12 protein-coding genes are annotated in these 13,708 nt (G+C 45.7%); 7 read left to right on the plus strand and 5 right to left on the minus strand.

From position 1 onward, the window contains the following. The first annotated feature begins 80 nt into the window (after nt 1–80). The 6 genes from CVU62_04270 to CVU62_04295 all read left to right on the plus strand — a co-directional run bounded on the left by CVU62_04270 (nt 81) and on the right by CVU62_04295 (nt 7,951). Nucleotides 81–878 (plus strand): hypothetical protein, encoded by a 798-nt coding sequence (locus tag CVU62_04270; protein PKN39415.1) that lies wholly within the window; start codon nt 81–83, stop codon nt 876–878. Between the two features lie 146 nt (nt 879–1,024). Further along, a complete protein-coding gene (locus CVU62_04275; GenBank protein PKN39470.1) occupies nt 1,025–2,302 on the plus strand; it encodes an MFS transporter in 1,278 nt (425 codons plus the stop codon). A gap of 39 nt (nt 2,303–2,341) precedes the next feature. Beyond that, on the plus strand, nt 2,342–3,817 hold the full coding sequence (locus CVU62_04280) for an FAD-binding oxidoreductase (protein PKN39416.1): 1,476 nt from the start codon (nt 2,342–2,344) through the stop codon (nt 3,815–3,817). Between the two features lie 194 nt (nt 3,818–4,011). After that, complete coding sequence (locus CVU62_04285; GenBank protein PKN39417.1) at nt 4,012–4,461, plus strand: hypothetical protein; 450 nt, start codon at nt 4,012–4,014, stop codon at nt 4,459–4,461. Between the two features lie 61 nt (nt 4,462–4,522). After that, the gene (locus CVU62_04290; protein PKN39418.1) at nt 4,523–6,271 is read left to right on the plus strand and encodes a hypothetical protein; all 1,749 of its coding nucleotides are present in this window, start codon (nt 4,523–4,525) and stop codon (nt 6,269–6,271) included. A 264-nt stretch (nt 6,272–6,535) separates the two neighbouring features. After that, entirely contained in the window at nt 6,536–7,951 is a 1,416-nt protein-coding gene (locus CVU62_04295; GenBank protein PKN39471.1) for an amidase, read from the plus strand. Nucleotides 7,952–8,558: 607 nt separating this feature from the next. Here CVU62_04295 and CVU62_04300 read toward each other — a convergent pair. The 3 genes from CVU62_04300 to CVU62_04310 form a co-directional block, all read right to left on the minus strand. Continuing rightward, nucleotides 8,559–9,470: a hypothetical protein gene (locus CVU62_04300; GenBank protein ID PKN39419.1), complete on the minus strand. Its 912-nt coding sequence runs from the start codon at nt 9,468–9,470 to the stop codon at nt 8,559–8,561. A gap of 31 nt (nt 9,471–9,501) precedes the next feature. Continuing rightward, nucleotides 9,502–10,410, minus strand: a complete 909-nt coding sequence (locus CVU62_04305) for a D-alanyl-D-alanine endopeptidase (GenBank protein ID PKN39420.1) — start codon at nt 10,408–10,410, stop codon at nt 9,502–9,504. A 132-nt stretch (nt 10,411–10,542) separates the two neighbouring features. After that, complete coding sequence (locus CVU62_04310) at nt 10,543–11,262, minus strand: glycosyltransferase (protein ID PKN39421.1); 720 nt, start codon at nt 11,260–11,262, stop codon at nt 10,543–10,545. Here CVU62_04310 and CVU62_04315 point away from each other — a divergent pair. Beyond that, the gene (locus tag CVU62_04315) at nt 11,257–11,721 is read left to right on the plus strand and encodes a hypothetical protein (GenBank protein PKN39422.1); all 465 of its coding nucleotides are present in this window, start codon (nt 11,257–11,259) and stop codon (nt 11,719–11,721) included. The two genes, CVU62_04310 and CVU62_04315, sit on opposite strands and share 6 nt — an antisense overlap. A gap of 140 nt (nt 11,722–11,861) precedes the next feature. Here CVU62_04315 and CVU62_04320 read toward each other — a convergent pair whose 3' ends face one another. After that, a complete protein-coding gene (locus CVU62_04320; protein ID PKN39423.1) occupies nt 11,862–13,037 on the minus strand; it encodes a 4Fe-4S ferredoxin in 1,176 nt (391 codons plus the stop codon). A 454-nt stretch (nt 13,038–13,491) separates the two neighbouring features. Next, nucleotides 13,492–13,707: a hypothetical protein gene (locus CVU62_04325; GenBank protein ID PKN39424.1), complete on the minus strand. Its 216-nt coding sequence runs from the start codon at nt 13,705–13,707 to the stop codon at nt 13,492–13,494. Nucleotide 13,708 lies beyond the last annotated feature (1 nt).

Here is a 13,708-nt window from a genome sequence, read left to right on the forward strand (position 1 = left end):
AGGACCATTATGATCCTGCCCTTTTTTATCGTTTGTGTTCCACTGCAAAAAAGTTTAAGCGATAGATAGAAGGAAAGCAAATGTTTGGTTGGTTTGCCAATCGTCGCCGGAAAAAACTCATACAAGAGCCCTTTCCTCCGGACTGGGAAGATATCATCAATCGTAATGTTGCCCATTTCTGCATGCTGGAAGATGCCGAACGTACACATTTGCGCAAGCTGATACAGGTGTTTATTGCCGAAAAGTATTGGGAAGGATGCGGAGGACTGGAGCTTACCGATGAAATCCGCGTTACAATTTCCGCTCAGGCCTGTATTCTGCTTCTTGGCCTGCCTCATAATTACTATCAGAATGTCGAAACGATTATCGTCTATCCCTCCACTGTGGTTCCGCCACAGCGAAAACTTGGTTTTTTTGAAACCGCTCTTGCGCCCGTGGAAGAACCCCATCCCATTATCGGCCAGGCCTTTCAGCAGGGGCCAGTCATTATCATCTGGGATGCGGCGCTTCATGGCGGCCGCCATCCCGAATCGGGCCATAACGTTGTCTATCATGAATTTGCGCATAAGCTCGATATGCTTGACGGAGCCGCTGACGGCACTCCCCCGTTGCGGGACAGGGCTGAATACCGTGACTGGGTGCAGACATGTTCCCGTGAATATCTGCGCCTCAAGCATGACGCCGAACATGGCCGGGAATCTTTCCTCAATGCTTACGGTGCCACCAACGAAGCGGAGTTTTTCGCTGTGGCCACGGAGCAGTTCTTCGATCAGCCGTTATTAATGATAAAAAACTCTCCTGATCTTTATCGTGTTCTGAAAGAATACTACCGCCAGGATCCTGCCCCGCGAGTGGAGAAAAAGTTCTGTGCTGCTTAAGCTGGGCAAACCGTTTGACAGGCAAATGCGCGAGACTTTCTGGTGTGAATACGATATATATATTTTGCAATGAATTATCTTAAAAAATTCCATTGGCCGGACAGTTTATGGATGTTCAGGATATCGATGCACAGGGAAATTTAAAGATGATCGAAATGAAAACAGAAGACAGAAAAATTGTTCATAAAGTTTTCCGGCGACTGATGCCGCTTTTGTGTCTTTTGTATATCTTTGCTTTTCTGGATCGGGTCAATATCGGTTATGCCGCATTATCCATGAACAGTGCTTTGGGTTTCAGCAATGCTGTCTACGGTTTCGGGGCGGGAATATTTTTTATCGGGTATTTCATCATGGAAATACCTGGCAATCTTATCATGGCCAAAGTAGGCGCACGGTTGTGGCTCGCCAGGATTCTGATCACATGGGGCATCATTTCCGGTTTAACCGCCTGGGTTTCCACACCGACCCAATTTTATGCCGTGCGATTCTTTCTTGGGGTAGCCGAAGCCAGCTTTTTCCCGTGCATTATTTACTATCTGAGCACCTGGTTCCGTTTGAAGGATGTAGCTAAAGCCGTCGCCATTTTTATGATGTCTCTACCGGTCTGCAACATCATTGCCGCGCCTGTGTCCACCTATCTGTTAGGTGTCACGTGGCTGGGTTGGGCCGGATGGCAATGGCTATTCATTCTGGAAGCGATTCCCGCTATCCTTCTCGGTTTTATGACGCCCTTTTATCTGACGAATAAACCCGCCGAGGCCAAGTGGCTGAACGATGACGAACGAAATTGGCTTGTAAATACTCTGGCATCCGAACACGCGGCAAAAATCGAGCGAAAAAAATATTCCGTACTGCAGGCCTTTGCTGATCGGGACGTAATCATCCTGTCGGCGATATATTTTATGTGGGTGTGCGGTTTTTACGGGATAACGATGTTTCTGCCGATATTGGTTAAGGCTCTATCGGCTGCAATCAGCATCCAAATGGTTGGTTTGCTCGTTATGATACCGTACATCTTCGCGTTCTTCGCTATGTATTTCATCGGGCATCACTCGGATGCGACCGGTGAACGCCGTTGGCATACAATCCTCGGCATGATTACAACGGCAATCGGGCTTGCCGGCAGCGCACTTCTGACAGATATAAGTGTTTTTGTCTCGATGGTGTTCTACACTATAGCGGTTATGGGCGTGTACGGCTCCTTCGGGCCATTCTGGGCTATACCGTCTTCTTTTTTAACGGCGACAGCCGCAGCAGGTGCGATTGCCCTGATCAATAGCATCGGCAATCTAGGCGGATTTGTGGGTCCTTACGTGATGGGCTTTATTCGGGATGCGACCGGATCTTTTACAGGAGGTATTATGTTTCTGGCGGCATGCCTTCTGACAGCGGCGGTGTTGCTGATGACATTACGTAAAACTTAAGCATTAAGAATCGGAACAAAAGCGAGAACTGAAAACAAAGTGATTATTAAAAAAAAACTGGACGAATTTCAGAATTATCTTTCTGATGCCTCTAATTATCAGGGTACGGCCGAAGCAGTTTATGTGCCCCAGAGCGAGGAAGAGATAATCGAATTAGTAACAAGATGCACCGCTGAAAAACTCAGAATAACAGTTTCCGGCAACGGGACGGGACTGACCGGTGCACGTGTGCCCGAAGGTGGAGTTGTGATTTCCACTGAAAAGATGAACAAAGTAATTGAAATCAATGAAGTTGAAAAATATTTACGCGTGCAACCTGGAATGATTTTGAAAGATCTTCAGGATTATGTTGAAGAGAACAATTTATTCTACCCGCCCGATCCGACGGAGAGGAACTGCTTTATCGGCGCCACTGTGGCGACCAATTCCTCAGGTGCCAGGAGTTTTAAGTACGGACCAACTCGCGATTATGTAATCGGGATGAAAGTGGTGTTGCCGTCTGGTGACACACTCTCTCTTGAGCGGGGGAAAATCCTGGCGTCAGCTTACTATTTTTCTTTTTCAACGGATCAGGGAACAAAATATAATTTTTCGATTCCTCAATTTAAAATGCCGAAAGTAAAAAATGCCGCCGGCTATTATTGCAAGGCAAATATGGACTTAATTGATTTGTTTATCGGCAGTGAAGGAACGCTGGGCATCATTACCGAATTAAAACTTAAACTGCTTGCTTTGGAAGAAAAGATTCTTTCCTGCTTTGTGTTTTTCAAAAGCGAAGAAGACGCTTTTAATTTTATTGATGAGGCCCGCACAATAACAAAGTCTGACTATTCCAGCGAAGAAATTAAAATTTCAGCCCGTGGACTGGAATTCTTTAATAAGCTTACGCTGAACTTTCTGCGCCCGGATTATCCGGCCATTTCTGAAAATAAATGTTCTGTCTGGTTTGAACAGGAACTGACGGCCCAAGAAGAAGAATTAACAGAATCCTGGCTTAAGTTAATGAAGAAGCATCATGCCGATGTAAAGACGTCCTGGATAGCGGTTAATAAAAAAGAACAGGAAGAGTTCAAAGCTTTCCGCCACGCCATTGGTTCACGAGTTAATGAATTTGTCGCCCGTCGCGGATTGCGAAAAGTGGGGACCGACGTTGCTGTGCCTGCCGAATCGTTCTTTACTTTCTATAAATGGATGCTTGACCTTGTGGAGCGCAATAACTTGGAGTATGTGGTTTACGGACACTTTGGCAACTGTCATACACATCTGAACATGCTGCCCAGAGATCAGGCTGATTTTATCCAAGCAAAAAAAATATACTCTGAAATCTGTTGTGAAGCCGTTCGTTTAAAAGGAACCGTTTCTGCGGAACACGGCATCGGAAAAATGAAACGGGACTATCTACTGCTGATGTATGGCGAAGAGGTCATAAGTCAAATGGCGAAATTAAAGTTGGTTTTCGATCCGAATAGAATTTTAAACATCGGGAATATATTTGAAGAAAAATATCTTCAATAGTATGCGGAAGTTTTCATTCATCATATACTTCCCTCGACAACAAGTAAATTCATGTCAAATTCTACCAGATAATGTTCAATAGTGTAACATTGCAAAATAAAAATAATTCTATATAATAAAAATAAGAAAGGTAGTCTTTCCGGGCAAAACACAGAATATTAACCTGTCTTGGTTTGTTACAGGCGGCTGATTTTATGAAAGATTTATCAACGTTCGCATCGCTGGGAAGTATTGGTTTTGCCAGTGTGATAATGGTGCTGATATGTCTCGTGTTGTTTTTTTCATGCGACCTGGCGGCAGTATCTTCAGCCCGGACGAAGGTCGGTGGCACCTGCATATATAAGCAATACAGTGGCGAAGCGGAAATTATTTCGGTTGCCCCAAGAAAGGGAGCTTCCGCAGAATATGAAGTCAGGTTTTCCTTTCACACGAATGAAACCATTCAGGAGGAATTCGCTCTGGATGAAGGAAAGCAATGGCTGATTGTTCAAAAAGATTTTTCTTATCCCCATGAAAATTTTTTGACACAATACGATATCACAACAGGAAAACGTTTACCCTGTTACATGAAAGTGATTACAAAGGGAACCTGTACCCCCGTTCTTTTTGATTTTCCCACTATCCGTAATGGTAGGTCTCAATAGAATCATTTGCACTGTTTTGAAGGACAGCGCATGCAAAGTATAAGCAAATTGGAGGTCATTTATGAGAAAAATGTTCCTACGGCAATTCGTAGTTATTTTTTTAATGTTTACGTTTGTTCTTTTGCCGTTGTCCAGCCAGGCGGGAAGCGGTGCGTATGAACGAGAGGAATATGTTCTTGATTCGAGTACTCCATCCAAAACATTTCCCATTATGCGTCCGGATGATTTAACCATCAGAAAGTGGCAGGACCGATATGAAAGGGCGCCCCGCGCGCGTATCGACGAAAGATATCATCACCGTGTCCATCCCAGGGTTGCGGCGCAAACAGATAATGCCGGCAATGTATCGTCGACCAATCTTCTGGATCTTCTGACTTATTCTCCTTCTGAGTCTCAGGGATCCTGCGGCGACTGTTGGGCGTGGGCCGGAACGCGTGTCATGGGAGTTGATTTGAATACCCAACAGGCAAAAGCCGTCAACCTCTCCGTTCAATTTACAAATTCCTGTTACGGAGAAAATTCCTGTTGCGGCGGCTGGCTTTCTGACATTGTAGATTTCTATAACAGCACATTGATGACCATTCCCACGTCCAATACCAATGCCGCCTTCCAGGACGGCACGTTTTCGTGCAGTGCTAGCACAATATCCAGCGTGTCTTGCAGCAGCATTTCCACTTCAACCAACTATCCCATTGCATCCATGGCTGCGGAAACAGTCACTACTACGGGCGTTGCACAGGCTATGGCCATCTCCAACATCAAGAATATTCTAAATCAGGGCAAAGCCATTTGGTTTGCTTTTTACCTTCCCAACAAAACGGCATGGAACAATTTCTATAACTTTTGGAACAATCAGTCGGAAAGCGCTCTCTGGAATCCGGACACTTACTGTGGTCAATCTTGGAGTTCCTCCTCCGGCGGCGGTCACGCCGTGACTCTGGTTGGATATGATGATTCGGACGCAGACACGGCCAACCATTACTGGATTTTAGTAAACAGTTGGGGGACAACCGCCACCAGGCCCAATGGCGTCTTCCGCGTGAGGATGTATGTCAACTATGGCTGCACCTTCTCCCGTTTGTCCGCCTATGCGCTTGGATTTCAAACTCTGAATATTGCATGGGAAGGTAGCGCTTCTGGAGACACTACCGCTCCCACGGTTACGGCCTTTACCCTTCCCTCTTCTTCGACGTCTCTCACTGTTAGTATCAACTCCTTTACGGCGATGGATGACGTGGATGTGACAGGCTACATGGTTACCAATTCATCGACAAAGCCAACTGCATCGGCATCGGGATGGTCCGCCAGCGCCCCAACAAGTTATACTTTTTCTTCTTCGACGACTTCGGGCACAAAAACGCTTTATGCCTGGGCTAAAGATGCCGCAGGCAATGTTTCAGTTTACAAGAGCGCCTCTGTGATCATCAGCATTGCCGGGACAACCGATCTTATCATCTCGGCTGTGAGCAACAAGGCTAAGACCATTACGGCAGCCTCACGTAGTTTTTCGATTACCGAGACTACAAAAAACCAGGGAACCGCATCTGCGCCCGCATCCACAACAAAATACTATCTGTCCACGACCAACTCAAAGACAAGCAGTGCTATACTGCTCAGCGGCACACGGTCCGTGGCGGCACTTGTGGCGGGAGGAACTTCATCAGGCTCCGTAAACGTCCAAGTCCCCGGCGGAATAACCAGAACGACCTACTATGCCATAGCCTGCGCGGATGACAATGCCGCCGTGATCGAAAGCAACGAGTCCAACAACTGTAAAGCATCGTCAAGCAGAATTACTGTCAGACAGTAACAACACTACAAAACGGCCGGGCGCGCATTCAGGCGTCCGGCCGTTCATTTTCTTATACTGTTATTAATGATGAAAATTGCCCACTAATTTTTTGTGTTTTCTTCAAGAATACTACCGTCATGATTCTGTTCTGTGCATGATGCTAAATTTGCTGCGCTGTGGGAATTAATAAAAACAACTTATAATCGAAAATAGTATTTGATATGCTATAAAGAAATATTTTGCTAATCTAAAATGGATTATAGAGATAATGATGAATTTATTATGAATGAAGATAAGAAAAGAATCAGTGCCTTTTGCAATGACGCGCTGGGCACACTCGATGCGGTAGGAGTTGCTCAAAAAATTTCCCGTGGAGAAATCAGTGCCATTGAGGCGGTGGAAGCCTCTATTGCGCGGGCAAGGTCAGTGAATCCGGCACTTAACGCAATAGTCACAGAAACTTTTGACCTGGCTCGTAAGCAGGTTAAAAATATTATTCCAGGCTCTTTTGCCGGAGTTCCCTCCTTTATTAAAGACACTGATGATGTTGAAGGTGTGCCGACATTATGGGGTTCCCGGGCTGTGCCCAATAAAACAAACAGAAAATCGAAAAAATTCGTTAAACAATTTTTTTCGCTCGGTCTTATCTGTTTGGGAAAAAGCGCGCTGCCGGAATTCGGCTTAACGGCAACAACCGAACCGCTGTCATCCGGCATCACGCGCAATCCATGGAATACGGATTATTCTACCGGAGGATCTTCCGGTGGCTCGGCGGCGCTGGTGGCTGCCGGTGTTGTTCCTATTGCGCAAGGCAATGACGGCGGAGGTTCCATCAGAATTCCTGCGGCCTGCTGTGGGCTTGTGGGGCTCAAACCGTCACGCGGCAGGCTGGAAAGAGTTGAAGGTTCGAATTTGATGCCCGTAAACATTCTTCATCAGGGCGTGCTGACACGCACGGTGCGCGATACAGCCACGTTTTATGCCGGTGCGGAAAAATATTGCCGTGCTCCTAAGATGCCCGAAGTCGGACTGGTGCAAGGTCCGGGGAAAAAACGCCTGCGCATTGTTATGTTTACCGATACGCCCTTCGGCACACCCTGCCATGCCGAGTCAGCCGATCAGGTTCGCCGTGCCGGAATGCTCTGCGAAGAACTTGGTCATTCCGTCAAAGAAATTCCCTGCCCCTGCACTGCCGAAATGGCTGACGATTTCATTCTCTATTGGGGGCTGATGGCCTTTTCCATCAGATTTTTTGGACCGGTTATAATCGCTCCCGGCTTCGACAGAAGCAAGCTGGAAGACTGGACGATAAATCTCAGCAATCACTTCCGGAAAAATTGCTTAAAAACACTGTCCACTATAAAACGTTTATTCAGATTCGCCAAAACATATAATGATATTTTCAGCACCTGTGACATACTGCTTTGCCCGACATTGTCTCACCCCACACCCGAGATCGGTTATATCGGTCCGGATGTGCCGTTTGAGGAAGCCTTTGAGCGGGTCAGACAATATGTTTCTTTCACACCTCTGCAAAACGTCAGCGGTGCTCCGGCCATATCTTTGCCTCTGGGATTCAGCTCCAATGGCTTGCCTCTGGGTCTCCAGTTCGGCGCCGCCTTCGGTCATGAAAAGGAACTGCTCGAGCTGGCTTTCGAGCTCGAAGAAACAAGACCATGGCCTCGTATAGATCAGTGATACCATTGCTTTCCTCGGCTAACTTTGTTGGCACAATCTGCCCCGGCGCAGGCCGGGGTCGTCGGCTTCCTCAACGTATTTTAATATACGCCGGATGCCTTCCCCGCGCATGCGGGGGAGCCTCCTCCATGCCGCCGCGTTATCCTTTGAAAGCGAAAAGGTATCACGCATTTTTTAAGGTCTTCAAAAAAGGTCAGCGTTTCAAACGCGCAATGAGATCTGCCATTAAAACCTCGCGATCTTTCAGTTGTTTGCGAAATTCTTTGCTGTCCGTATTCGCTATTTCACTTTTGATGTCCGGCAAGTATCTTTCGAGGATCAATAAAAGTTCGTCTTCTTCTTGCGAAGTTAAATGAAGTTTTTCCATGAGATCTTCTCCTTTTGCTTACATGTAATACCAATTTTATAGTAAGTTAACATTTTGCAGACGGTAATTGGCGATCGGATACACATGGTGAGTCAGACAACATGATTTTCAGAAAGAGATTAATACATCATCAATATGAAGCTACAAAGAACACGATTAATCTCTGCAAGTATAAGCTTTTTTTCATGCTTTATGTAATTATAATATATGCAACTAAGCTTATTTGTCAAGAATGACTATTTATTTTCCCGAAATTTTGCGGGTGGTTGATGGAGCGGTTTTGCCATAGGAATTTCCAGCCGGTTCTTTGTCACGTCCTCTTTGTGCGATAACAAGTTTGGAACCGGGACGTTCTTTCCGGGCATATCGGATAAGGGTGTGAATCAAACCCTTATGAAATCTGCCTTTTTCCGATTCATCAAGCAAGAGATCAATGGCGGCCCTGAGCGAAAAAGGGCTTTTTCTATATGGTCGCTCTGATATCAGCGCATCCAGAGTATCAACTATGCCTATCAGATGAGAATATTTATTAAGCCTCTTTATTCCCAGCGGATAACCCGACCCGTCAAGCCTCTCATGGTGTTGGAACGAAGAGAATGCAACAGCTTTATAGTCCTTGCCGAAATAATAATGCAAAAGAACGTATCCTATCAATGGATGTGTTTTTAATATGCGGCGTTCATCTATTGTAATAGGTGAACGTTTATTCAGAATACTCAGAGGTATGCGCGATTTCCCCAGATCGTGAAATAGGCTCATGCGCAGGGCCACGTCCGGGGCATACGTGTTTTTTTTAGAATGGTCTAAGGCTATTTTGGCAGCCAGCACGGCAATAGTCAGAATATGGTTATACGTATATGGCGACACCTCTTTCATATACGCGAGTTCGGACAATATCTTTTCAGGCATTTTTACGCGGCGTATATAACTTATTATTTTCAGATTAATTTCATGCGGATATAATATATCTGAATAACGTTTATCTTTGAAGGTATGAATCAAGTCCGTGAAGATCGGGGAGTTTTTTATCGGGACATAGCGTATTTTTCCGGATGAACCGGCAATATTCTTGAGGGTTTTGCTGTTGATGATAGTTCCGGCTTTAACAAGCAGTTTTTTATCAATGCTATATAGATTTTTTTCAAGATGCATGAAGGCCGTCCGGAGAGAATGAAATTTTTACTCAACCTCTATTTTTTTGGCGCGGGGATTTTGAACCTTCCATCCATTGTTTGATGCGGTTGGCATCACCGTAACGGGTCAATTTCCCCTGAGCGTCAAGAAGCACGATCAACACAGAACGTTTGGCCACCTGAGATTGCATAACAAGGCATCGACCGGCCTCGTCTATGAAGCCTGTCTTAGAAAGGCCTATTTGCCATCGGGGATTTCCGACCAGACGATTGGTATTATGGAATTGAAGTATGCGTCGGCCTACACGAATGGAGGTTTCTTTACGGGTGGTGTATTCCCGGATAATGCTATATTGATACGCAGCATCAACCATCCGCGCCAAATCTTTGGCGGAAGAGACGTTGCCGCAGTGAATACCGGCGGGATCTATGAAGCGTGTATCATTGAGCCCCAGCGATTTGGCTTTGGCATTCATTGCAGAAGTGAAAGCGTGGAGACCGCCCGGATATGTCCGTCCCAAAGCATGAGCCGCACGGTTTTCAGAAGACATTAACGCCAGCAGCAGGGCATCTCCTCGTGTTATGCTTGTATTAACAGACAGGCGAGAGTGGCTGTGGCGAATGGTGTCTACGTCTTCATGTTCAATAGTGATTAATTCCTGAAGATCCATTTTGGCATCCAGTACTACCATAGCTGTCATAAGTTTGGTGATGGAGGCAATGGGCATTATTGCTTCTGCTTGTTTCTGCACAAAACATTCCCCCGTAATCTGATCCTCCACCAGTGCGGAGGCGGAGTGCAAAACGAGATTACGGGAAGACTGAAAAGCCTTAACTTGCGAATATTTTGAATGGCTAGCGGGGATTTTCGATGCATCTGAAAATCCTACTATTCCCGGAAACAACAGTATCGCGCTACTTAAAAAGATTACTATTCTTAAAAAATACCTATATTCCATGCTCTTTTTTTAAACCATTTTATTTTTTCTAATATCACCAGTATCCGCTACTTTTATCACATATCTAGCTATAGTTCATCTATTTTTTTAGTGTTGGTTTTAGTCGCTGTCCAGAAAGTTTATGTGACAGATTTATCGGGAGCAGAACAAACATAAAAGGGATAAAATAATCAATATATGTATAGTAATGACACCAAATTTATGACGCTGATAGAATTCGTTTGCCTTTTGAATCCGCTCCAGTCCGCCGCACAATCGCCGGAAGCGTTCGAGGCCTTTGTATTTTTTATCGTTGTCCGAAGTAAAATCGTTTTGAAAAGCAAACATGGGATAAACAGCGTAGATGTCATCTTGCAGCGGACGAAAAATAGTATCAATAACAATTCCCTGCCAGGGCTGGTAAGCAAGCGTTTCCGCGTAATGTCTGTTTAAAGCATAGGCGTGCGCGAGGCTTTGGTATCTGACTTTTTGGATGAATGGATTATTGGTTTTACGGCTGGAGCGGATTAACGCTCCCAAAAGCAGAACTTTCCAATCGGGATGTTCCGCTAGAAATTGCGTGCATTGATTGAAGTGTTCTGCCTCAAAGCGGTCAAAAATAACGTCGTCTTCAAAAACGATGATGCTCTCTGCGCCAGCCTCCAATCCTTTTTGCAGACAGGTCATGTGCGATTCATACATGCCTTGTTCGATATTCAACGGATGCGGTTTAACAAGGACAAATTCAACTTTCCCTGTCAGTCCTACTTTGGCAAACGAAGTCGCAGCGGCTTGACGCCGGTCGGCGCGCTCTTCCAGAGTGATGCAGTAGATACGATCAAAAAAATCCCAGCCAGTGGCTTCTTTTTGCACGGTATCCTCAATCAATCGCATTTTACTTTACAGGATGTTTTTATAATATTAGTATCGAGGCCGTGTCAAGAAAATGAAAAATCAAAACGAATCTATTTTAAAGGATTTTTTGTGCGGAAGAAAATAGCCCAATACCTTGCCGGAAAGAAATTCATTCAAAAGATAATGGAGACCCCGGCGGATCTCAGTGAATTCCAAGAACGTCCTACACCGCGGTTGATTACCGGATTGGTATTGATGGTTTTTAGTTTTATCATGGGTTGGCCGGCGGTGGCCGCTCTGAGCGTTCTGGCCGTCTGGTTTCAGGAACCGCTGATCGCTGTCATCGGCTGTCCAACGACCTACGCTCTTTCCTATGTTGTCTTTATTATCGGTGCATGGCTTTCACAAGCACCACACTACATGGGGGTTCTGGCGAGATACACCTTACAATCTTTTCTCAGAAAATTACTCTCCTGAACATTACCTTTGCGGAACAATTCACCACGGCGGAAATATGCAGGAGATTACTTTTTACCGCTGTGCATGATACCGCCGCGCCTGAACCGACAGGGCTTCAAGGACTCTGTACCCTGATCAAATATGCGGTGACATGATCTTCAAACCTCGCGTCCAATCATCGCTTTGAGCATCATTGCGTATTTACCCATGGTGCTTTTCTTGTGCCGATCGATAACCGTGTATAAATCTTCAATATCCTTGGGTGGAACAAACTCTTTATTCTTGCGCACCATGGAAAGGGAATTTGCTTTGCATGTGGGCACGCACAGACCGCAACCGATGCATTTGCGCTCATCAATAGCCACCGCCTTATCGTCATCAAAACGGATGGCCTGCATCTGACAGCGTTTTTTGCATCTACCACAACCGGTACAGGTTTCCGGTTTCAAAATAGCCCGGTAATTGCTTTCAACAAAATCAACCGAGCGTGGCATAGCGTTCACCATTTCGAGGATTCCGCAACAGCAGGCACAGCATGAGCAAACGAATTGAGGAGCCTGCAATGATGTCGGCATGAGTATCAAGCCGTCTTTTTCGTTCTGATCCAATATTTCAAAGGCCTCTTTCTTAGTAATGGAACGTCCCCAACCATTGCGTTTATATATGTCGTGATAATCCCGGAACCCCATGCATACTTCCCGCCGGTTCGTTACCCGGCAGGGCTTGCCGACATGGTCCTTGCCCACTTTACATATACAGTCGGTAATTCCGATGCGATCCTGGGCTTTATCCACAAGTTGCCGTATATCGTCGTAAGCGGCTATGGAGAGTTGAGGGGTAACGCTGGTCTGGATCGGTACAACCCGCATCTGCCGAACCTTGGTACTTAAATACTCGGTTGTAAATCTCTCAATTGCGTAATCCCGTATATCGAGATACATGCCTGGTGTCAGACGCCGCAACTGCATTTCATACATGCCAATGTATAGCGGCTGCCAGGCATAACGCATTTGACCGTTCTCTATAGTTGAGAAAATACAACCATTGGCGTCCATGGAATCGATCAATTTCCGGAACTTTTCCTCGGTGTATCCTTTCTGCCGGGCACGATGAAATATCTTCTCAAATGTTTCCAGCCGCCATCCGATATTTAGTGCCGCCTGGGCCTCTTCGGTCGTAAACATGTGTTGCAACAGGCGCATATCTGCTCCTGTAATGGCTGCCGGATAACCGATGGGCATAGTGTTAAAATGTTTTTGAAGTGCCCGATATATTTTCCGGGCATCCGATTTGACACGTAACCCTTTTTTCATGTTGTCGATTAAAGTGCTCATGCTTTTCTCCTTTATGCTGAGCTAAACGTTCTCAAATCATCGGCCCGTTGCAGGAATGGCCTGACAGTGTTTTTGAGGTCCTTGCTACCACGGGTCTTCGACCCTCCACTTTGCGGGATGATTCGACCGCAAGCTTCAGTCGTAGATGACCTTCCGGTTATTCACTTTATTTCTGAAGCTTGGGTCTCATTAATACTGCAATCGCCGCAAAACTGGCGGCATACAATCCCGTATTTATGACTTACAACTTATTGTTCTGTGATTCTTAAACCTGGGAAGACATTACTTCCGGGATTTCGAAATATAACACATTTAATTTGCATATCACGAAATACGTAATGTCCGAAACAAAAATAAACGTACGACTGAAAGATATCAATATCTCGAAAGACGGATATTGATCACCGCACCTCCTGATATGGAAACCTTGAGCAAACTGGTTTATTATCACAAGTTAATCTGTTGCCAATCCCTCGATGCCAGCCGACTTGCCCCAGGGAGCTTCACCCAAACCGACCTTCTGTTTAACAGCGCCGGTCAGTTCATCTACGGCCAGCCACGCCTGGCAGTTGGGACACTGCCGTAAGGTCATCGATGAATCGATCCGGGCATTGTACAGGTAACGGAATTTATCCTGAGGACCATCGAAATTACATTCTACGCATTTCATA

Source organism: Deltaproteobacteria bacterium HGW-Deltaproteobacteria-2 (genome assembly GCA_002840505.1).
Lineage (GTDB): Bacteria > Desulfobacterota > Syntrophia > Syntrophales > Smithellaceae > Smithella.